Annotated in this window: 19 protein-coding genes and 3 tRNA genes; 17 read left to right on the top strand and 5 right to left on the bottom strand. The window is 67.1% G+C overall.

The features are described 5' to 3' along the window. Positions 1-12 precede the first annotated feature (12 nt). The 5 genes from K0H49_RS24385 to rimO all read left to right on the top strand — a co-directional run bounded on the left by K0H49_RS24385 (position 13) and on the right by rimO (position 5,018). Entirely contained in the window at positions 13-2,154 is a 2,142-nt protein-coding gene (locus tag K0H49_RS24385; protein ID WP_219219148.1) for a RelA/SpoT family protein, read from the top strand. 49 nt (positions 2,155-2,203) lie between these two features. Next, positions 2,204-2,280 (top strand) — tRNA-Val (locus K0H49_RS24380). A 269-nt stretch (positions 2,281-2,549) separates the two neighbouring features. Continuing rightward, complete coding sequence (locus K0H49_RS24375) at positions 2,550-2,918, top strand: hypothetical protein (RefSeq protein WP_374122409.1); 369 nt, start codon at positions 2,550-2,552, stop codon at positions 2,916-2,918. A 101-nt stretch (positions 2,919-3,019) separates the two neighbouring features. Beyond that, positions 3,020-3,541, top strand: a complete 522-nt coding sequence (gene phaR / locus K0H49_RS24370) for a polyhydroxyalkanoate synthesis repressor PhaR (RefSeq protein WP_374122408.1) — start codon at positions 3,020-3,022, stop codon at positions 3,539-3,541. A 70-nt stretch (positions 3,542-3,611) separates the two neighbouring features. Continuing rightward, the gene (gene rimO, locus K0H49_RS24365; RefSeq protein ID WP_219218126.1) at positions 3,612-5,018 is read left to right on the top strand and encodes a 30S ribosomal protein S12 methylthiotransferase RimO; all 1,407 of its coding nucleotides are present in this window, start codon (positions 3,612-3,614) and stop codon (positions 5,016-5,018) included. Positions 5,019-5,108: 90 nt separating this feature from the next. Here rimO and K0H49_RS24360 read toward each other — a convergent pair. Together K0H49_RS24360 and K0H49_RS24355 are read right to left on the bottom strand one after the other, a co-directional pair. Continuing rightward, positions 5,109-5,193, bottom strand: a tRNA-Leu gene (locus K0H49_RS24360). A gap of 236 nt (positions 5,194-5,429) precedes the next feature. Beyond that, positions 5,430-5,514: transfer RNA gene (locus tag K0H49_RS24355), tRNA-Leu, on the bottom strand. A gap of 81 nt (positions 5,515-5,595) precedes the next feature. On the opposite strand from K0H49_RS24355, the gene rnr reads away from it, so the two are divergent. Continuing rightward, a complete protein-coding gene (gene rnr / locus K0H49_RS24350; protein WP_219218124.1) occupies positions 5,596-7,857 on the top strand; it encodes a ribonuclease R in 2,262 nt (753 codons plus the stop codon). 15 nt (positions 7,858-7,872) lie between these two features. Further along, positions 7,873-8,637, top strand: a complete 765-nt coding sequence (locus K0H49_RS24345; protein ID WP_219218123.1) for an SDR family oxidoreductase — start codon at positions 7,873-7,875, stop codon at positions 8,635-8,637. 7 nt (positions 8,638-8,644) lie between these two features. On the opposite strand, the gene K0H49_RS24340 is transcribed toward K0H49_RS24345, so the two are convergent. Continuing rightward, positions 8,645-10,114 (bottom strand): NAD(P)H-hydrate dehydratase, encoded by a 1,470-nt coding sequence (locus K0H49_RS24340; protein WP_219218121.1) that lies wholly within the window; start codon positions 10,112-10,114, stop codon positions 8,645-8,647. 53 nt (positions 10,115-10,167) lie between these two features. Between K0H49_RS24340 and K0H49_RS24335 the strand changes: the two genes are divergently transcribed. Further along, a complete protein-coding gene (locus K0H49_RS24335; RefSeq protein ID WP_219218119.1) occupies positions 10,168-10,596 on the top strand; it encodes a hypothetical protein in 429 nt (142 codons plus the stop codon). Here the strand turns inward: K0H49_RS24335 and K0H49_RS24330 are convergent. Both K0H49_RS24330 and K0H49_RS24325 read right to left on the bottom strand, forming a co-directional pair. Beyond that, entirely contained in the window at positions 10,586-11,839 is a 1,254-nt protein-coding gene (locus tag K0H49_RS24330) for a D-amino acid dehydrogenase (protein ID WP_219218117.1), read from the bottom strand. The genes K0H49_RS24335 and K0H49_RS24330 overlap by 11 nt on opposite strands. 81 nt (positions 11,840-11,920) lie before the next feature. Further along, the gene (locus K0H49_RS24325; RefSeq protein ID WP_219218115.1) at positions 11,921-13,246 is read right to left on the bottom strand and encodes an amidase; all 1,326 of its coding nucleotides are present in this window, start codon (positions 13,244-13,246) and stop codon (positions 11,921-11,923) included. Positions 13,247-13,463: 217 nt separating this feature from the next. Between K0H49_RS24325 and rpsB the strand changes: the two genes are divergently transcribed. From rpsB to K0H49_RS24280, 9 genes are all read left to right on the top strand, one after another. Next, the gene (gene rpsB, locus K0H49_RS24320) at positions 13,464-14,219 is read left to right on the top strand and encodes a 30S ribosomal protein S2 (RefSeq protein WP_183023600.1); all 756 of its coding nucleotides are present in this window, start codon (positions 13,464-13,466) and stop codon (positions 14,217-14,219) included. An 80-nt stretch (positions 14,220-14,299) separates the two neighbouring features. Beyond that, positions 14,300-15,223: a translation elongation factor Ts gene (gene tsf / locus K0H49_RS24315; RefSeq protein WP_219218113.1), complete on the top strand. Its 924-nt coding sequence runs from the start codon at positions 14,300-14,302 to the stop codon at positions 15,221-15,223. A gap of 147 nt (positions 15,224-15,370) precedes the next feature. Further along, positions 15,371-16,093, top strand: coding sequence for a UMP kinase (gene pyrH, locus K0H49_RS24310; RefSeq protein WP_219218111.1), 723 nt, complete (start codon positions 15,371-15,373; stop codon positions 16,091-16,093). A gap of 12 nt (positions 16,094-16,105) precedes the next feature. Continuing rightward, positions 16,106-16,666 (top strand): ribosome recycling factor, encoded by a 561-nt coding sequence (gene frr, locus K0H49_RS24305; protein WP_219218109.1) that lies wholly within the window; start codon positions 16,106-16,108, stop codon positions 16,664-16,666. Further along, positions 16,666-17,400 carry a polyprenyl diphosphate synthase gene (gene uppS, locus K0H49_RS24300; protein WP_219218107.1) on the top strand — a complete coding sequence of 245 codons (735 nt, stop codon included), beginning with the start codon at positions 16,666-16,668 and terminating at the stop codon, positions 17,398-17,400. The genes frr and uppS overlap by 1 nt, the downstream gene beginning before the upstream one ends. Then, a complete protein-coding gene (locus K0H49_RS24295) occupies positions 17,400-18,251 on the top strand; it encodes a phosphatidate cytidylyltransferase (RefSeq protein ID WP_219218104.1) in 852 nt (283 codons plus the stop codon). The genes uppS and K0H49_RS24295 overlap by 1 nt, the downstream gene beginning before the upstream one ends. Beyond that, on the top strand, positions 18,251-19,432 hold the full coding sequence (ispC, locus tag K0H49_RS24290; RefSeq protein WP_219218101.1) for a 1-deoxy-D-xylulose-5-phosphate reductoisomerase: 1,182 nt from the start codon (positions 18,251-18,253) through the stop codon (positions 19,430-19,432). Before K0H49_RS24295 ends, ispC begins: the two co-directional genes overlap by 1 nt. Before the next feature lie 33 nt (positions 19,433-19,465). Continuing rightward, positions 19,466-20,848: an RIP metalloprotease RseP gene (gene rseP / locus K0H49_RS24285; protein WP_257625107.1), complete on the top strand. Its 1,383-nt coding sequence runs from the start codon at positions 19,466-19,468 to the stop codon at positions 20,846-20,848. A 38-nt stretch (positions 20,849-20,886) separates the two neighbouring features. Continuing rightward, on the top strand, positions 20,887-21,234 hold a 348-nt coding region (locus K0H49_RS24280; protein ID WP_307886087.1), incomplete at its 3' end, for a POTRA domain-containing protein.

The raw sequence follows: 21,234 nt of genomic DNA, 5'->3' as shown, positions 1-21,234 counted from the left end.
CGCACGCCGGTCATGGAGAACATGCTGGGCCGCGCGCGCGCCTTCGCCGAGCCGCTGATCGCCGACGAGACCCTCGACACCGGCGAAAACACGCTCGCGCATGCCGACGCCGTGGCCACCATCGTGGCCGCCATGGGCGGCTCCGAGGCGATGCAGGCGGCCAGCTACCTGGTCTATTCCTGCCAGCACCTGAACCGCCCGCAGGAAGTCATCGCCAAGGTCTTCGGCGACAACTTCGCGGCGCTGGCGGTCGAGACCACCAAGCTGGTCCATGTGCAGAAGCAGGCGCGTTCGGCCACGGCTGGCGTGCATGCCGCCGACGGCAACAGCGCCCAGACCGAGAACGTGCGCAAGATGCTGCTGGCGTTCTCGCGCGACCTGCGCGTGGTGATGCTGCGGCTGGCCTCGCGGCTGCAGACGCTGCGCTATGCCGCGGCGACCAAGGAGCCGGTGGCCGAGAACGTGGCGCGCGAGTCGCTGCAGGTCTTCGCGCCGCTGGCCAACCGGCTGGGCATCTGGCAGGTCAAGTGGGAGATCGAGGACCTGTCCTTCCGCTTTCTCGAGCCCGAGACCTACAAGCTGATCGCCCGGCTGCTCGACGAGAAGCGGGTCGAGCGCGAAGGCTATGTCGAGCAGCTGCGGCTGCAGCTCGAGCAGGAGCTCAAGGGCGAGGGCATCCAGGCCAAGGTGCAGGGCCGGCCCAAGAACATCTACAGCATCGTCAAGAAGATGCGCGGCAAGTCGCTGGACTTCGCGCAGGTCTTCGACATCCTCGCGCTGCGCGTGGTGGTGGCGGACATCAAGGATTGCTACGCCGCGCTGGCCTGGGTGCACTCGCATTTCCAGCCGCTCGACGAGGAGTTCGACGACTACATCGCACGGCCCAAGCCCAACGGCTACCAGTCGCTGCACACCGTGGTGCGCAAATCGGCCGACGGGAAGCCCGGCAAGCCGATCGAGATCCAGATCCGCACCGAGGAAATGCACGACCATGCCGAGCATGGCGTGGCGGCGCACTGGGCCTACAAGGAAGCCGGCCACAAGGGCTATGCGGGCGTCTGGGCCAGCGGCGAGTACGACGCCAAGATCGCGGTGCTGCGCCAGCTGCTGGCCTGGGAGCGCGACCTGTCGGGCGGCCAGCAGGGCCAGGGCCTGTTCGAGGACCGCATCTATGTGCTGACGCCCGATGCGGCCATCGTCGAATTGCCACAGGGCGCGACCGCGGTCGACTTCGCCTACACGGTGCACACCAGCCTGGGCCATCGCTGCCGCGGCGCGCGCATCGACGGCGTGATGGTGCAGCTCAACACGCCGCTGCAGAACGGCCAGACGGTGGAGATCATCGCGGCCAAGGAAGGCGGTCCGTCGCGCGACTGGCTCAATGCCGAGCTGGGCTATCTGGCCAGCCACCGGGCGCGCGCCAAGGTCCGGGCCTGGTTCAACGCACAGGTCACGCACGAGACCATCGCCAAGGGCCGCGAGGCGGTCGAGAAACTGCTGCAGCGCGAGGGCAAGACGTCCACGCGGCTCGAGGACCTGGCCTCGCAACTGGGTTTCAAGTCGGCCGACCATCTGTTCGAGGTGGTGGGCAAGGACGAGTTCTCGCTGCGCAACATCGAGATGCTGGTGCGGCCGCCCGAGCCTGCGCCGGGGCCGGACGAAGGCGTGCAGCTGAAGAAGCCGCGGGCCAGCGACAAGGCTTCGAAGGGCGGCGTGCTGGTGGTCGGCGTGTCCTCGCTGATGACGCAGCTCGCCAAGTGCTGCCGGCCGGTGCCGCCCGACGCGATCGGCGGCTTCGTGACGCGCGGCCACGGGGTCAGCGTGCACCGTCGCGACTGCAGCAACTTCCGCACGATGTCCGGCCACAACCCCGAACGCGTGATCGATGTCGAGTGGGGCCGGCCCAAGGCCGAGGAGGGCGCGCTCTATGCGGTCGATGTGGCGGTCGAGGCCGCCGACCGTCAGGGCTTGCTGCGCGACATCTCCGATGTGTTCGCACGCGAAAAGATGAACGTGATCGGCGTGCAGACCCAGTCGGTGAAGGGCACGGCGTGGATGACGTTCACCGTGGAGATCTCCGACGCCGCGCGGCTGACGCAGGTGCTCAAGATAGTTTCTTCGGTCAATGGCGTGAGATCTTCACGTCGTCGCTGAAAACGCGGTTTTTGGATGCTACAATAGATGCTTCTCGAAAACGACATCTAGGCGCGTAGCTCAGTTGGTTAGAGCACCACCTTGACATGGTGGGGGTCGTTGGTTCGAATCCAATCGCGCCTACCAATTAACCATTGGTAGAGAGCCTTCCAAATCAATAGATTTGGAAGGCTTTTTTTATTTCTTCCGGCGTTTGCTGGCGTCTTCTTTTCCTGATGCGGGAATTGCCGGCAACAGATCACCGGGACATTCCTTGCGGCCCGGAGGGCGCCTCATCCACGCGGCGCTGCGCCGCACCTTCCTGCTGCCTGCATGGCCGTCCTCCTGCTTTGGTGGGATGGTCGATGCGATGCGGTCTGTGGTACCTTGATCCATCGTTTCTTGAGGTTCTGGTCGTGACCCACTTGTCTGCGCTGGTGGCGGCGCCTTCGGGCCAGGCGTTGCGCGTCGCGGCGCTGCTGCGGCAGGCGCCGTTCGAGTTTGCGCGCGTGGTCTATGGGCTGAGCGACCAGGCCAGCGGCCGAACCGGCACGATGGCGGCGGCGGACGTCGCGCGTGCCGCGCGCCAGGGTGCCCCCGTGACGCGTGAGCGCGCCGAACAAAGGGCCCGGGCCTACCTGCCGACGGCCGACCAGGCGCACTGCCCACGCTGCTGGGTCTTCAGCGGCATCAAGAGCCCCTTGCACTTCCGCGAGCCCAGCGAAGAGCGGCCCGAATCCGCGCTTTGCAGGGTATGCGGGGCCGAGTACGCGACCGAAGTTTGAGATCTGTCCGCTCGGTCAGGGTAAACCTTGGCGCGGTGCAGCAAAACCGCTCCCTAGAATCGTTCGCACGCCCTCGGCGTGAACACCTGAAGGAGTCCTCAGTGCAGAGCAAGAAGTCCGGCGAAAAACCGGTCCAGCGAGTGATCAAGAAGTACCCGAACCGAAGGCTCTACGACACCAATACCTCCACCTACATCACGCTGGCCGAGGTCAGGCAGCTGGTGATGCAGAGCGCTTCCTTCGTGGTGCGCGATGCCAAGACCGGAGAGGACCTGACGCGCAGCATCCTGCTGCAGATCATCCTCGAGGCCGAGGCGGGTGGGGCGCCGATGTTCACCGAACCGGTGCTGGCCAGCATCATCCGTTTCTATGGACAGGCGATGCAGGGCTACATGGGCCCTTATCTCGAGAAGAACATCCAGGCGCTGACCGACATGCAGGCCCAACTCACGGAGAAGGCCGAAGACCTCACGCCGGAGATGTGGGCGCGCTTCATGACCATCCAGTCGCCGATGCTGCAGGGCCTGATGGGCAATTACGTCGAGCAGTCGAAGGGCATCTTCGACCAGATGCAGAAGAACACCGAGCAGGTGCTGGGCGCCTTCGGCATCAAGCGGCCCTGAATCGACCTCATCGACGCCCTGCCTGTGCTTCACGACGGTGGGATCCTGGTTTAACTGGGACAATAGGCCCATGAGTGAAGTTGTCTCCCCCGAACGAACCGTCCCGCAAGCCGCCCCCAAGGTGGGCTTTGTGAGCCTTGGATGTCCCAAGGCGTTGACGGACTCCGAATTGATCCTGACCCGGCTGAGCGCCGAGGGCTACCAGACCTCGAAGACTTTCGAGGGCGCCGACCTGGTGATCGTCAACACCTGCGGCTTCATCGACGACGCTGTCCGGGAAAGCCTGGACACGATCGGCGAAGCGCTGGCGACCAATGGCCGCGTCATCGTGACCGGCTGCCTGGGCGCCAAGTCCGGTGACCAGGGCGGCAATCTGGTGCGCCAGATGCACCCCAGCGTGCTGGCCGTGACCGGACCCCATGCGACGCAGGAGGTCATGGATGCGGTCCATGCCAATCTGCCCAAGCCGCACGACCCTTTCATCGACCTGGTGCCCAACGCCTTCGGCGTGGCCGGCCTGAAGCTCACGCCGCGGCACTACGCGTACCTCAAGATCAGCGAAGGCTGCAATCACCGCTGCACCTTCTGCATCATCCCGTCGATGCGCGGCGACCTGGTGTCGCGGCCGGTCGGCGATGTGCTGAGCGAAGCCAAGGCGCTGTTCGAAGGCGGCGTGAAGGAACTCCTGGTGATCAGCCAGGACACCTCGGCCTACGGCGTGGACGTGAAGTACCGCACCGGTTTCTGGGACGGCAAGCCCGTGAAGACGCGCATGCTGGAACTGGTGCGCACGCTGGGCGAGATCGCCGAGCCCTATGGCGCCTGGGTCCGCCTGCACTACGTGTACCCGTACCCGAGCGTCGACGAGGTGATTCCCCTGATGGCGAGCGGGCAGGTGCTGCCGTATCTCGACGTGCCGCTGCAGCACAGCCATCCCGATGTGCTGCGTCGCATGAAGCGCCCGGCCAGCGGCGAGCGCAACCTCGAGCGCATCGCGCGCTGGCGCGAGGTGTGTCCTGAGCTGGTGATCCGCAGCACCTTCATTGCCGGCTTCCCCGGCGAGACGGAAGAAGAGTTCGAACATCTGCTCGACTTCATCCGCGAAGCGGAGATCGATCGCGCGGGTTGCTTTGCCTACAGCCCGGTCGCAGGTGCGGCCGCCAACGAGATCCCCGGCATGCTGCCCGAGGCGGAGCGCGAAGCACGCCGCGCGCGCTTCATGGAGGTGGCCGAGGCCGTGTCGATCGCCAAGCTGCGCCGCCGTGTCGGCGCGACCATGCAGGTGCTGGTCGATTCCGCGCCGGGCATGGGGCGCAAGGGCGGCGTGGGCCGTACCTATGCCGATGCGCCGGAGATCGACGGCACCGTGCGGCTGCTGCCGCCCGAGAAGATCAGCAAGACGCTGAAGGTCGGCGAGTTCACGCGCGCACGCATCGTGGGCGTCGAGGGCCATGACCTGATCGCGCTGCCGGTCTGATGGCCTTGTCGCTGATTCAAGCAGGCAAGAAAAAAGCCACCGGAGACCGGTGGCTTTTCTTGAATGACCTGGCGGGGGTCAGTGTGAATTTGGTGCCCAGAAGAGGACTCGAACCTCCACGATGTTACTCGCTAGTACCTGAAACTAGTGCGTCTACCAATTCCGCCATCTGGGCGTCATATCTGCCGAAGCTTCTATGCATCGCTTCTCAGCGAAGACTGCGATCATACTCAAAAAATGAGCCTCTTTTCGCGACTTTGCGTCTCGACGAGAAAATTTTTGTGCGTATTTCAGATGCGCAGGCGCAGCTTGCGCATGCGGCTCGCTCGATCACGTTTCGAGCGGCCATGAAAAAAGCCACCGGAGACCGGTGGCTTCAATCGAATGACCTGGTAAAGGTCTGTTTAAACTTGGTGCCCAGAAGAGGACTCGAACCTCCACGATGTTACTCGCTAGTACCTGAAACTAGTGCGTCTACCAATTCCGCCATCTGGGCCCACATGACTGCCGAAGCAGTGATGTTTTGAATTTCAGGAAAGAAGGAGATCATATCAAAAATACTGGCCATCCCAGCGGCTTGCTGGATGAATTCGAAGGTTCCGTGCAAGGTCATCGCGACGGGCACGGTTTCGTGCAGCGCGACGACGGCGAAGCAGACATCTATCTGCCCCCGAACGAGATGCGGGCAGTGCTTCACAAGGACCGTGTCAAGGCGCGCATCGTGCGCCAGGATCGGCGCGGGCGTCCCGAGGGGCGCGTGGTCGAGATCGTCGAGCGCCCCGAGCAGCCGATCATCGGCCGGCTGCTGCACGAAGGCGGCGTCTGGCTCGTCGCCCCCGAAGACAAGCGCTACGGTCAGGACGTCCTGATCCCCAAGGGCGCGACCGGTCCCGCCAAGGTGGGGCAGGTGGTGGTGGTGCAACTCACCGAGCCGCCCGCGCTGTTCGGTCAGCCCGTGGGTCGCGTGAAGGAAGTGCTGGGCGAGATCGACGACCCCGGCATGGAGATCGAGATCGCGGTGCGCAAGTACGGCGTGCCGCACGAGTTCTCGGAGGCCTGTCTGGCCGAGGCCAAGGCCATTCCGGACAAGGTGCGTCCGGCCGACAAGAAGGGCCGAATCGACCTGACCGACGTCCCGCTGGTCACCATCGACGGCGAAGACGCGCGTGACTTCGACGATGCGGTGTACTGCGAGCCGGCCAAGGTCGGCCGCGGCAAGGGCTGGCGTCTGTTGGTCGCCATTGCCGACGTCAGCGCCTATGTGCAGACCGGTTCGCCGATCGACATCGATGCCTACGACCGCGCCACCAGCGTCTACTTCCCGCGCCGCGTCATTCCGATGCTGCCGGAAAAGCTCAGCAACGGCCTGTGCTCGCTCAACCCCGAGGTCGAGCGGCTGTGCATGGTCTGCGACATGCTCGTGGCCGCCGATGGCGAGATGTACGCCTATCAGTTCTACCCGGCGGTGATGTACAGCCATGCGCGCTTCACGTACACCGAAGTGGCCGCCATCCTCGGCAACACGCGCGGCCCCGAAGCGGCCAAGCGCAAGGACCGCGTGAAGGACCTGCTGAACCTGGCCGACGTCTACAAGGCGCTGCTCAAGCAGCGCAGCCGCCGCGGCGCGGTGGACTTCGAGACCACCGAGACGCAGATCGTCTGCGACGACGCCGGCCGCATCGAGAAGATCGTGCCGCGCACGCGCAACGAGGCGCACCGCCTGATCGAAGAAGCGATGCTCGCAGCCAACGTCTGCAGCGCCGACTTCATCAACGAGAGCAAGCACCCGGGCCTGTACCGCGTGCACGAAGGCCCGACGCCGGAGAAGAAGGAAATCCTGCGCGGCTACCTGAAGGCCATGGGCGTGGGCCTGAGCATCACCGACGATCCGAAGCCGGGCGAGTTCCAGGCGATCGCCGAGGCCACCAAGGAGCGGCCCGACGCGCAACAGATCCACACCATGCTGCTGCGCTCGATGCAGCAGGCGATTTACACGCCGATCAACAGCGGCCACTTCGGCCTGGCCTACGAGGCCTACACGCACTTCACCAGCCCGATCCGGCGCTATCCCGACCTGCTGGTGCACCGCGTGATCAAGGCGATCCTCAACCGCCAGAAGTACACGCTGCCGATGCTGCCGACGCCGGGCGAGGCGCATGCCAAGCTGGCCAAGCGCCTCGCTTCGCGCGTCAAGGCGCCGACCGACAAGCCGCAGAAGGCCACGGTAGCCCCCACCAAGGAGGTGCAGGCCTGGCAGGCCGCGGGCCTGCATTGCAGCGCCAACGAACGCCGTGCCGACGAGGCCAGCCGCGACGTCGAGGCCTGGCTCAAGTGCAAGTACATGCGCGAGCACCTGGGCGAGGAGTACGGCGGCGTGGTCAGTTCGGCCACCTCCTTCGGCATCTTCGTCACGCTCGATGCGATGTACGTCGAGGGGCTGGTGCACATCACCGAACTTGGCGGCGAGTACTTCAAGTTCGACGAGATGCGCCAGGAGCTGCGCGGCGAGCGCACCGGCATCCGCTATGCCATCGGCACGCGCGTGCGGGTGCAGGTGAGCCGCGTCGACCTCGACGGCCGGAAGATCGATTTCCGCCTGGTGCGCGAGGGCGAGGAACTGCCCACGCGCAACGCGAAGGACAAGGGCGCATCGCCATCCGGCGGCACGCCGGTCAAGGCCTCGGCCAAGCGCGGCGCACGCGGCGGCAAGAACGCCGAAGTGGCGGCGCCCGTGGCGGCCGAGCGCGTCGAAGCCGGTCCGCAATCGGCGATGCAGGCCTTCAAGTCCGCCGTGAAGAAGGCTGCCAACAAGATGAAGGGGCGCAAGCCGCGCCGATGAACAAGGAGACATGACATGACGCAAACCCAAGCAACACCCCGCACCGCCATCGTGACCGGTGCCGGCAGCGGCATCGGCCGCGCCGCCGCGCTGGCCCTGCTGGCCGACGGATGGAACGTGACGCTCGCCGGCCGCCGCCTCGAGCCGCTCGAACAGGTGGCCGAGGAATCGGGCGCCGCTGCGCGCGCCTTCGCGGTGCCCACCGATGTGGCCAAGGCCGAGTCGGTCGCATCGCTGTTCGCCGCCACGGTCGAGCGCTTCGGCCGCGTCGACCTGCTGTTCAACAACGCCGGTGTCGGCAACCCGCCCGGTCCCTTCGAGGACTGGACGCCGGAGCAATGGCAGGGCGTGGTCGACATCAACCTCACCGGCATGTTCTTCTGCATCCAGCAGGCCTTCCGCGTGATGAAGACGCAGTCGCCACGCGGCGGCCGGATCATCAACAACGGTTCGATCTCGGCCACCGCGCCGCGCCCCAACTCGATCGCCTACACCGCGACCAAGCATGCGGTGCAGGGCCTGACCAAGACCGCATCGCTCGACGGCCGCAAGTACGACATCGCGGTCGGCCAGGTCGACGTGGGCAACGCCATGACCGACCTGGCCTCGCGCATGGCCAAGGGCGTGCCGCAGGCCAATGGCGAGATGGCGATCGAGCCGCTGATCGACGTGAAGATCGTCGGCCAGTCGGTGCTCTACATGGCCAACCTGCCGCTCGAGGCCAACGTGCTGTTCCACACCATCATGGCGACGAAGATGCCCTTCGTCGGGCGCGGCTAGAAGGCGCTCAGACGGGCGCGCGGCGGGCCAGCGTGCCTGCCGTCAGCGGGGCCGCCTCGGCCGGCCAGGTGTCTGCGATGCGGCCGTGCCGCCAGGCGGCGTCATGTGCGGCTTCGAAAGCCGGCTGCCCGGCCGCCAGCGCGGCGCCGATCATGCCGGCCAGCACGTCGCCCGTGCCGGCGCTGGCCAGCCGTGCATTGCCGGTCGGGTTGATGACCACGGGCCCGGCGCCCGTGTCGGCGATCACGGTGCCCGAACCCTTGAGGACTGCCACCACGTGAAAGCGTGAGGCGAGTTCGCGCGCTGCGGCCAGCCGGTCGGCTTGGATGGCGTTGGCCGTGCGATCCAGCAGACGCGCCGCTTCCAGCGGATGCGGCGTGATCACGGTCGGCCGCCCGCGCCTGCCGCGCGCCGCCAGTTGCGTTTGCAGTGCGCTGTCGCTGGCGATGGCATTGAGCGCATCGGCATCGAGCACCAGGGCTGCGGCGGTGGCCATCACGCGCGGCAGCAATGCGCGCACCGCCGTTGCGCCGCCACAGCCGCAGACCACCGCCATGCCATCCAGGTCCAGCGCATGGGCGTCGCGCAGCATCAGTTCGGGCTGCGCGCCGTCGACCGCCGCGGCGCTCGGGTCGAGCAGGCCGACGAACACCCGGCCCGCGCCGGCGTGCAGCGCCGCGGAGCCGGCCAGCAAGGCGGCGCCTGCCATGCCCGGCGCACCGCCGATCACCGCGACATCGCCGTAGCTGCCCTTGTGCGACGCGTGGGCGCGTGACGCTTCCCCGGGTGTGCCCAGCAGGCGTGCGATCGGCCGGTCGGTGAGGCTGCCGCAGCCCAAATCGTCGAACCAGACCGTGCCTGCCGCATCGCGACCCTGCGCGGTGAAGAGGCCGGGCTTCAGCGTGAGGAAACTCAGGCAGGCACGGACCGGTGGCGCCGACGTGCGAAGAGAAGCGCTGTCCCACGAAAGAACGCCGGTGTCCGCGTTCAGCCCCGAGGGCACGTCGACGCCGAGCACCGGCCGTGCGCTCGCATGCATCTGCCGCAGCCACTCGGCCATCGTGCCGTCGGGCGCCCGGGATGCGCCGATGCCGAGCAACGCATCGATGGCCAGTTCGTACGCGACGGGCGGGTTCGGCGAGAAGAGCGCGCCGGCATCGCGCGCGCGCTGCAGCGACGCCTTGGCATCGGGCGGCAAGCGGCCTTCATCGCCCGCAAAGGTGATGACCGGAAAGAAACCCCGGCGCCGCAATTGCGCCGCGGCCTCGAAGCCGTCGCCGCCGTTGTTGCCCGGCCCGCAAGCCACCCAGATCGTGCGCGCATGCGGCGCGAGGGCCATCGCGAGCCGCGCCACCGCGAGGCCGGCGCGCTGCATCAGCGTGTGGGCGGGCAGGGCGCTTGCCGCAGCGTTCTCGATGCGGCGCGTGGCGGCGATGTCGAACAGATCGGCGGCGGTAGCGGACGTGATGCGTTGCATCGATCCATTGTGCCGCCGGGGCTGTCGATGTGCGGCCTGCCTATCATCGGCGGATGAAGCTCAAAAGCCTTGGCTGGGTGGTGGTGCTGTTGCTTGCGGGGCTGGCCGTGCTCGTGCTCGCGACGATGGCCTGGATGCTCGGGCTGGGCTGGGCCGCCGGCCTGCTGGGCATCGTGTGGGGTGCGTTCCTGCTGGCGGAGTGGCGTCGGTGGCTGCCCTTGCGTGACCTGGCCTGGGCCGCAGGCGCCGGCTACGGCGTCAGCGTGATTCGCTGGCTCGAAGTGCCGCTCGACGAAGCCTCCGTCCTCCTGCGCTGGCTCGTGATGGCCGGCTACGCGGTGTGCCTGCTGTTCTTCGTGTGGATCGCGCCCGCGCTGCTGGGCGGGATCGTTCAGCGTCTGCGGCCGCGGGCCGCACCCGGTCTGCCCGTCGAAGCGCCGGCCACGCCCGAGATGCTGCGCCGGTGGGGTCCTAAAGACTGAGCCGCTCGACGCCCAGGCCTTCGAGGTCGATGCCGGCGTCGCGCCCGCCCACCAGATCGGCCAGTACGCGCGCGCTGCCGCAGGACAATGCCCAGCCGCTGGCACCGTGGCCCAGGTTGAGCCAGACGCCCGGCACGCCGCTGGGGCCGATCACGGGCGGTCCGTCGGGCAGCGTCGGGCGAGCGCCTTTCCATTGCTGGACGCCGGCCTGCAGCGTGGCGGCGCCGGGGAACCAGTCGTGCAGCACCTTGTAGAGCGTCTGCAGCGCCGCGGGGTTCATGGTGTTCAGCGAGCCGCCGAGTTCGGCGCTGCCTGCCACGCGCACGCGCAGCCCCATGCGCGAGATCGAGATCTGGTGGCGTTCGTCCATCACGGCGCTGCGCGGCGCGTTGAGCGGCTCGCGGATGTTGGCGCTGACCGAGTGGCCGTACACCGAGGCCAGCGGAATGCGCAGGCCCAGGGGCCTGAGCAGCGCGGCCGAGGCCACCCCGGCGCACATCACCACCGCATCGAAAGGAATCGCGTCCGATCCCGCGGACAGCGCCAGCGAGCGCGGCGCGGCGCGCGAGAGCGGCGCGATGTCGCAATTGAAGTGGAAACGTGCGCCCAGCGACTCGGCCTCGCGCTTGAGCAGCAGCGCGAACTGCCGGCAGTTCGCGACCTCGTCGTCGGGCAGGTGGATGGCGCCGGCCAGTTCGGTGTCGGTGCTCAGCGCCGGCTCGATGCGCCGGGCCTCGTCGGCATCGACCTCGCGGAACGCGCCGCCGGCCGCGCGCAGCGCCTCGAGGCCGGGCTGCACCAGCTTCTGGTCGCGCCGCGAGCGCAGCAGCACGAGGCAGCCCTGGCTGCGCTCGTAGCTGAGTTCGCGCGTCTCGGTGAGTTCGTGCAGACGCGTCCTGCTGTAGAAGGCCAGGCGCTGCATGCGGGCCCGATTGGCCAGGTGGGTCTCGAGCCGGCAGGCGCGTTGCCATTGCGCGAGCCAACGCAGCTCGCGTCCCGCGAGCGGCCAGCGCAGCTTGATCGCGCCCTGGCTCGACAGCAGCGAGCGCAGCAGCTTGGTGCGCATGCCCGGCGCGGCCCAGGGGCCGACCTGGCCGGGCACGATCAGGCCCGCATTGGCGAAGCTCGTTTCCTCGGCCGCGGCACCGCGGCGCTCGAAGACGGACACCTGGTGTCCGTCGCTGGCCAGCTCCCAGGCGGTGGTGACGCCGATGATGCCGGCGCCCACGATCGCGATTTTCATGAATTCTTTGTTGGGGGAATGGAGTCGGCCATGGCCTGCAGCCCGGCCTGAAGGCGCAATGCCACAGGAAAGGGGAGGGCCCTATTGTTGCAGTGCGCGCTCTGCCTGGGCAGCGATCGCGAGCACGGTGTCGTCGTGCAGCGCAGCGTGCCACAGCATCAGGCCGACCGGGGCATCGCCCTCGGCATGGCAGGGGATGGAGATCGCACAGCCATCCAGCATGTTGACCACCGAGGGATTGCGCAGCAGCAGGCCGTTGACGCGGAAGAATTCCGCATCGCGCCCTGCGCCGGGGGCCACGTCGGCCAGCGGCGGGGCGAGGATCGGCACCGTGGGCGACAGCAGCGCGTCGAAGCCGGCGAGCGCCGTTTCCATGCGGGCGATCCAGTCGCGGCGGGCATGGATCAGGTCGATGTAGTCGTGCGCCTTCATGTCGGCGCCCTTGAGGATGCGCTGGGCGACGCGCGGGTCGTAGCCGGCGCCGCTGCGTTCGAGCAGCAGGCGGTGCCAGGCATAGGACTCCGCTGCCGAGAAGCCGCCGGTGGCATTGATCGAGGGCAGGTCGGCCAGCGGCGACAGCGTGATCTCCTCGATGCGGGCGCCGGCGGCGCGCAAGGTCCGCAGCGTGCGTTCGAAGGTCTGCGCGACGGCCGGCTCCAGTGCCTCCAGGAACAGGTTCCGCACCACCGCCAGGCGATAGCCGGACAGCGCCTGGGTGCCGGGCGTGACGCGGCGCGCGGCCAGCACCTCGTGCGCGAGCACCGCGTCGCGCACCGAGCGCGTCATGGCGCAGACCGTGTCGAGCGTGGTCGACAGCGGCAGGGCGCCGGTGGCCGGCACCCAGCGGGCGGTGCTCTTGAAGCCGACGATGCCGTTCAGCGCGGCCGGGATGCGGATCGAGCCGCCGGTGTCCGAGCCCAGGCCGATGAAGGCGGCGCCGGTGGCCACCGACACCGCGGCGCCGGAGGAGGAGCCGCCGGGCACGCGCGGCGTCACGGCATCGCTGGCGTTGGCCGGCGTGCCGTGGTGCGGGTTGACGCCGACGCCGGAGAAGGCGAATTCGCTCATGTTGGTGCGGCCGATCAGCGCGCCGCCCGCGGCCCGCAGGCGCGCGACCGCGACGGCATCGGCCTGGGCGACCGGCGCATGGCTCAGGACCACCGAGCCGGCGGGGGTGGCTTGCCCGGCGACGTCGAACAGATCCTTGACGGAAAAGGACAGGCCGGCCAGCGGCTGCGAGGGCTGGGCCGCGGCGGCCTCTCGGCGCGCCGCATCGAACAGCGTGCGCGTGAAGGTGTGCGCGTTCGACGGCTGCTGCGCGAACTCGATCGCGTGCTCCATTTCGGTGCGTGCGTCGGTGGTGCCGGCCAGGATGGCGAGTCGGCTGTCGTGCAGGTCGGGGCGCATGGTGTTCCGGTGTGTGTTCGAGGCGGGTGTCGGGAGGAGGAGGGCAGGGCTGCGTGCTATACTCTTTGGGTTTCGCCCTTGGGGATTTCCCTGTATTTCTCTGGGGCGGGACATATTCGCAAACCAGCCCATCAAGGTGTTGCGTGCCCTCGTGAGAAGCTCTTGCAGGGACCGCAAAACGGGCTGGATTTTAGACCCAACCTTTGGAGTTATTCCTATGTCGACGACCATGCGCGAAATGCTGGAAGCCGGTGTCCATTTCGGTCACCAAACCCGTTTCTGGAACCCCAAGATGGCACCGTTCATCTTCGGCCATCGCAACAAGATCCACATCATCAACCTGGAAAAGTCGCTGCCGATGTTCCAGGACGCGGCCAAGTACGCGAAGCAGCTCACGGCCAACCGCGGCACGATCCTGATGGTCGGCACCAAGCGCCAGGCCCGTGAAATCGTCGCCGCTGAAGCCCAGCGCGCTGGCGTGCCCTACGTCGACACCCGCTGGCTCGGCGGCATGCTGACCAACTTCAAGACCGTCAAGACCTCGATCAAGCGTCTGAAGGACATGAAGGCTCAGCAGGAAGCCGGCCTCGACAGTCTGAGCAAGAAGGAACAGCTGACGTTCTCGCGTGAGATCGCCAAGCTCGAGAAGGACATCGGCGGCATCCAGGACATGACCGCGCTGCCCGACGCCATCTTCGTGATCGACGTGGGCTTCCACAAGATCGCCGTGGCCGAAGCCAAGAAGCTGGGCATCCCGCTGATCGGCGTCGTGGACTCCAACCACTCGCCTGAAGGCATCGACTACGTGATCCCGGGCAACGACGACTCGTCGAAGGCCGTCACGCTGTACGCACGCGGCATCGCCGACGCGATCCTCGAAGGCCGCAACAACGCCGCCAACGACGTCGTCAAGGCCGTGGCCGAAGGCGGCAGCGACGAGTTCGTGGAAGTCGAAGAAGGCGCTTCCGCCTGAGCGCGGTCCGCGCGAGCCTTGAAGAAGGGGCTTTGTGGCCCCTTTTTTTGATCTGATTTTTTGAATACGGAGTACGAAGAATGGCTGCTATCACCGCAAGCATGGTCGGCGAACTGCGCGCAAAGACCGACGCGCCCATGATGGAATGCAAGAAGGCTTTGACCGAAGCCGAAGGCAACATGGAAAAGGCTGAAGAGTTGCTGCGCATCAAGCTCGGCAACAAGGCCGGCAAGGCATCGGGCCGCATCACCGCCGAAGGCGTGGTCACGGCCTTCGTCGACGGCGAAGCCGGCGGCATGATCGAAATCAACTGCGAAACCGACTTCGTCACCAAGAACGACAGCTTCCTGGCACTGGCCAACGCCGCTGCGATGCTGGTCGCCAAGAACAACCCGGCCGACCTCGCGGCACTGGGCGCGCTGGCCTATGAGCAAGACGGCTTCGGTCCCACGCTCGAAGACGTGCGCAAGGGCCTGATCGGCAAGATCGGCGAGAACATGAGCTTCCGTCGCTTCAAGCGTTTCGGCGGCAATGGCAAGCTGGCCTCGTACCTGCACGGCACCCGCATCGGCGTGATGGTCGAGTTCGACGGTGACGACGCGGCCGCCAAGGACGTGGCGATGCACATCGCCGCCATGAAGCCGGTCGCCATCCAGGCATCGGACGTGCCTGCCGACCTGATCGAAAAAGAGCGCGCAGTGGCTGCCGGCAAGGCGGAAGAAGACCGCAAGACGGCCGAGGCCGAGGGCAAGAAGGCCCAGCCGGCCGACATCGTCGCCAAGCGCATCGAAGGCGGCGTGCAGAAGTACCTCAAGGAAGTCTCGCTGCACAACCAGCCTTTCGTGAAGAACGACAAGCAGACCGTCGAAGCCATGCTCAAGGCCGTCAACACCTCGATCAAGGGCTTTACGCTCTACGTCGTGGGCGAAGGCATCGAGAAGAAGGTCGACGACTTCGCTGCCGAAGTCGCCGCACAAGTGGCTGCGGCCAAGGCTGCTGCCTAAGCTGGCGCACTGCCGGCCGCGCGCACCCATGTCGCGCGCGCGCCAACCCTCTTCACCGAGGGCAACACCAGCGGGCCGGCCAGGCCGGTTCCGCGGTGTTCCATGATCTGATTAAACTCGCCCCCGCCAACCCAAAGGAAATTGCCCATGTCCAACGCCCATCCAGCCCACAAGCGCATCTTGCTGAAGCTGTCGGGTGAGGCGCTCATGGGCGACGACGCCTTCGGTATCAACCGCGCGACCATCGTGCGCATGGTCGGCGAGATCGCCGAAGTGGTGAACATGGGGGTCGAGGTGGCGGTCGTGATCGGCGGCGGCAACATCTTCCGCGGCGTCGCCGGCGGTTCGGTCGGGATGGACCGCGCCACGGCCGACTACATGGGGATGCTGGCCACCGTCATGAACGCGTTGGCACTGGCCGACGCCATGGACAAGCAGGGCCTGATCGCCCGCGTGATGTCGGCCATCGCCATCGAGCAGGTGGTCGAGCCCTATGTCCGCCCCAAGGCCTTGCAGTACCTCGAAGAGGGCAAGGTCGTGATCTTCGCGGCCGGCACCGGCAACCCCTTCTTCACCACCGACACGGCCGCCGCGCTGCGCGGTGCGGAAATCGGCGCCGAGCTGGTGCTCAAGGCCACCAAGGTCGACGGCGTCTACAGCGCCGACCCGAAACTGGTGCCCGACGCGACGCGTTATGCCTCGTTGACCTTCGACGAGGCCATCGGAAAGAATCTCGGCATCATGGACGCCACGGCCTTTGCGCTGTGCCGCGACCAGAAGCTGCCGATCAAGGTGTTCTCGATCTTCAAGAACGGCGCGCTCAAGCGCGTCGTCATGGGTGAGGACGAAGGCACCTTGGTGCACGCCTGAGGAGCCAAAGAAATGACCATTGCAGACATTCGCAGCGCAACCGACGCGAAGATGAACCAGTCGATCGCTGCGTTCCAGAACAACCTCACCAAGATCCGCACCGGCCGTGCCAATTCGGCGCTGCTCGACTCGATCCATGTCGACTACTACGGCTCTTCGGTGCCGCTGAGCCAGGTCGCCAACGTGTCGGTGCTCGACTCGCGCACGATCAGCGTCCAGCCCTGGGAAAAGGGCATGGGCGCCAAGATCGAGAAGGCCATCCGCGAAAGCGACCTGGGCCTGAACCCGGCCTCCATGGGCGACCTGATCCGTGTGCCGCTGCCCGCCATGAGCGAAGAGCGCCGCAAGGAAATGACCAAGCTGGTCCGCAACGAGGGCGAGAGCGCCAAGATCGCCACCCGCAACCTGCGTCGCGACGCCAACGAAGCGGTCAAGAAGCTGGTCAAGGACAAGCTGGCCTCCGAGGATGACCAGAAGCGCGCCGAAGCCGACATCCAGAAGGTCACCGATCGGCACATCACCGAGATCGATCGGCTGATCGCGGCGAAGGAAGCCGAGATCATGGCGGTCTGATGAGCAGCCAGCCCACCGGGGTGCCGCACCACATTGCCATCGTGATGGACGGCAATGGCCGTTGGGCGACGCGACGCTTCCTGCCGCGCGTGGCAGGCCACAAGCAAGGCGTCGAGTCCTTGCGGCGTTGCGTCAAGGCGTGCGTCGACCGTGGCGTGGGCGTGCTCACCGTCTTCGCCTTCTCCTCCGAGAACTGGAACCGTCCGGTGGAAGAGGTGACCGGCCTGATGGAGTTGATGGTCGGCGCGCTGGGGCGCGAGGTCCCGAAATTGCGCAACGATGGCGTGCAGCTGCATTTCATCGGCGAGCGCGGCGGCCTGTCCGAGAAGATGGTGGCGAGCCTGCTGCAGGCCGAGGCCTCGACAGCAGTCAACACCCGGATGGTGCTCAACATCTGCTTCAACTACGGCGGCCGCTGGGACATCGCACGTGCCGCGGCGCAACTGGCGCTGCGCGGCGAACCCCTGACCGAGGCGAGCCTGGATCGCGCCATGGCACTGGCCCATGTGCCCGACCCGGACCTCTTCATCCGCACCGGCGGTGAGCAGCGCCTGTCCAATTTCCTGCTCTGGCAGAGCGCCTATGCCGAGCTGTTCTTCAGCGACAAGCTCTGGCCGGAATTCGACGAGGCTGCGCTCGACGAGGCCATCGGGACCTTCCAGACGCGCGAACGTCGTTTCGGCAAGACCTCGGCGCAACTGAACGCGGGGCTGCACGAGCGGCAGACCGCCTGATGCTCAAGCAGCGCATCCTCACGGCCCTGGTCCTGCTGGCGATCCTGTTGCCGGCCATGTTCTACCCGTCGCACGTGCCCTTCGCCTGCGTGATGCTGGTGATGATCGGCGCGGCGGCGTGGGAGTGGGGCCGTCTCAATGGCTACGGCCCGCGCACGGCGATCTTCCTGGGCGTCGAGATGGTCCTGCTGTGCGGGCTGTCCTGGTGGCTCGGGCTGCTGGAGCAGCGGCTGCTGGGCGTCTGGCTGGCCGCGAGTGCGGCCTGGGTGCTGGGCAGTGCGGCACTGCTGTACGGCGCCGTGCCGGGCTGGCCGCGCATTCCGCGCGCCGTCCGCCTGCTCGGTGGCCTGCTCGCCCTGTGGGTGGCCTGGCTCGCGGCCGTCCAGGCGCGCCTCTGGGGCATCAATTTCCTGCTGTCGCTGCTGGTGTTGGTCTGGGTGGCGGACATCTTTGCCTATTTCGCGGGTCGTGCCTTCGGCCTGCGTTTCACCCGCAACAAGCTGGCACCGTCGATCAGTCCCGGCAAGAGCTGGGAAGGTGTCTGGGGCGGCATGATCGGCGTGCTGGTGCTGGCCCTCGCCTGGGTCTGGGCCGATGCCTCGACGCATCCCGCGGTGGCCAGCCTGTACACCCGCCTCGCGGATCGCGGCGTCTGGCTGCTGCTGCTGGGCGTGGTCTTCCTGGCCGCGATGAGCGTGGTGGGGGATCTGGTCGAGTCGCTGGTGAAGCGCAGCGCCGGCGCCAAGGACAGCAGCAACCTGCTGCCCGGCCACGGTGGCGTGCTCGACCGCATCGACGCTCTTCTGCCGACCTTGCCCATCGCCATGATGCTGGCTTCCCTGGGATCTTGATGAAACGACAGCGCGTCACGGTATTGGGATCGACCGGGTCGGTCGGCATGAGCACCTTGGACGTGATGGCACGGCATCCCGAGCGCTTCGAGGTGTTTGCCTTGTCGGCCGCCACCAAGGTCGACGAGATGCTCGCGCAGTGCGCACGCTTCCAGCCACGCTTTGCGGTCATGGCCAGCCTGCCGCATGCGCGCCAGCTGGCCGATCGCCTGCGGGCCAGCGACCTGAAGACGGAAGTGCTGATGGGCGCCGACGCCCTGGAGACCATTGCGTCGCACGACGAGGTCGACGGCGTCATGGCCGCCATCGTGGGTGCCGCGGGTCTGGGGCCCTGCCTGGCGGCGGCGCGGGCCGGCAAGCGCCTGATGCTGGCCAACAAGGAGGCGCTGGTGGTCGGCGGCGAGCTGTTCATGCGCGCGGTGCGCGAGGGCGGCGCCACGCTGCTGCCGGTGGACAGCGAGCATTCGGCCATCTTCCAGTCGCTGCCCGAAGACCCGGCCACCTGGGCCGCACGTGTGGAGAAGATCATCCTCACGGCCTCGGGCGGCCCGTTCCGCACGCGGACCGCCGGCACGCTGCAGGACGTCACGCCCGAGCAGGCCTGCGCCCATCCCAACTGGAGCATGGGGCGCAAGATCTCGGTCGATTCGGCCACCATGATGAACAAGGCGCTCGAGGTGATCGAGGCGCGCTATCTGTTCGACGTGACGCCGGAACAGATCGAGGTGGTGATCCATCCGCAGAGCGTGATCCATTCGATGGTGCAGTTCATCGACGGCTCGGTGATCGCGCAGCTCGGCACGCCGGACATGCGGGTGCCGATCGCGGTCGGCCTGTCGTGGCCGGAGCGCATCGAGAGCGGTGCCGCGCGCCTGGACTTCCGGCAGATGGCGGCCATGACCTTCGAAGTGCCGGATGCGGCGCTGTTCCCCGGCCTGGCGCTGGCCTGGCATGCGCTGCGCGGGGTGCCTGGCACCACCGCCGTGCTGAACGCTGCGAACGAGATCGCCGTCGAAGCCTTTCTCGACCGCCGCCTGCGTTTCGATCGCATTCATGCGGTCAACACGGAAACTTTGGCGGCCTTGCCGCCCTCGAAGCCCGCGTCGCTGGACGATTTGCTCGCGCTCGATGCCGAGGCGCGTTCGGTGGCCCAGGCAGCGGTGCGTCGCTTCGCCGGCTGACGCTTCTTTCTTGCCATCCCCTCAGGGAGTTCCTTGATGCTCACTGTCGTTGCCTTCATCGTTGCGCTCGGTGTGCTGATTGCCGTGCATGAGTACGGGCACTACCGCGTGGCCGTGGCCTGTGGCGTCAAGGTCCTGCGCTTCTCGGTCGGCTTCGGTCCTGCGCTCTACCGCTGGAAGCCCAGGCGCCAGAAGCCGGGGCAGGACACGGAGTTCGTCATCGGCGCCTTTCCGCTGGGGGGCTACGTCAAGATGCTCGACGAGCGCGAGGCGCCCGTGCCGCCCGAGGAGCGACATCTGGCCTTCAACACGCAGCCCTTGCGCTCGCGTGTGGCCGTCGTCGCGGCCGGGCCGATCGCCAACCTGCTGCTGGCGGCGGTGCTCTACACGCTGGTCAACTGGATCGGCGTCCAGGAGCCGGTCGCGCTGCTCGGCCGGCCGGTCGCCGCTTCGCTGGCCGAGCAGGCCGGCCTGCGCGGTGGAGAACAGATCACACGTGCCGGTTTCAACGGCACGCTGGAGCCCGTCCAGTCCTTCGAGGACCTGCGCTGGCGCATGACGCGTGGCGCACTCGACGGCCGCGACCTCACGCTGGAGATCGGCGGGCAGGGCGCGCAGCCGGCACGCACCCTGGTGCTGCCGCTCAGCCGCATCGAGGCCAAGGATGCCGATGCGCAGATGTTCCGCAAGATCGGCGTGATCTCTCCGCTGACCCGGCCCGAAATCGGCGAACTGGTGCCCGGCGGTGCCGGCGCGCGCGCAGGCCTGCAGCAGGGCGACCTGGTGCGCGCTGTCGGCCCCACCGCAGTGGTCGACGGACAGCAGCTGCGCGAACTGATCCGGGCCTCGGTCGACGGCGGCTCGGCGCGCACGCAGACCTGGCAGCTGGTGCGCGGCGGCCGCGACATCACGCTCGACGTCACACCCGAGGTGCGCGACGAGGGGCCGGCCAAGGTCGGTCGCATTGCGGCCTACGTCGGTGCGCCACCGGCCATGCTCACGGTGCGGCAGGGGCCGGTCGACGGTGTCTGGCGCGGCGTGGTGCGGACCTGGGAGGTCTCGGCACTCACGGTTCGCATGATGGGCAAGATGCTGATCGGCGAGGCCTCGCTCAAGAATCTCAGCGGCCCGCTCACCATCGCCGACTACGCAGGCAAATCCGCGAGCCTCGGCTTCACCCAGTACCTGGTGTTTCTTGCGCTGATCAGCGTGAGCCTGGGGGTGCTCAATCTGATGCCGCTGCCGGTCCTCGATGGAGGGCACCTGATGTATTATCTTTGGGAGGGCCTGACCGGCAAAAGCGTCTCCGATGCATGGATGGAACGGTTTCAGCGTGGTGGCGTCGCGCTGCTGCTGGTGATGATGTCCATCGCATTGTTCAACGACGTCAACCGACTCTTCGGGCTCTTTGGTTAACACTCTTGCCGGCCCTTCGTGCGCCGTCCAATTCATACATGAACAAATCATTCAGTCGCTTCCGTCTGCGTAGCGTGGCCGCGGTCATCGTCAGCACGCTCGCCGCCACGGCGGCCTGGGCCGTCGAGCCCTTCACGGTGCGCGACATCCGCGTGGAGGGTCTGCAGCGCGTCGAGCCGGGGACCATCTTCGCGTCGATGCCGCTGCGCGTGGGCGACACCTACAGCGACGAACGCGGCTCGGCCACGATCCGTGCGCTGTTCGAACTGGGTCTGTTCAAGGACGTGCGCCTCGACGTCAGCGGCAACGTGCTGGTGGTGATCGTGGAGGAGCGGCCGACCGTGGCCGACGTCGACTTCGTCGGCACCAAGGAATTCGACAAGGCC

Source organism: Variovorax boronicumulans (genome assembly GCF_019352895.1).
In the GTDB taxonomy this organism is placed as follows: domain Bacteria; phylum Pseudomonadota; class Gammaproteobacteria; order Burkholderiales; family Burkholderiaceae_C; genus Variovorax; species Variovorax boronicumulans_A.
Note: the sequence above shows the minus strand (reverse complement) of the source record. Positions and strands in the feature narration are given on the sequence as shown.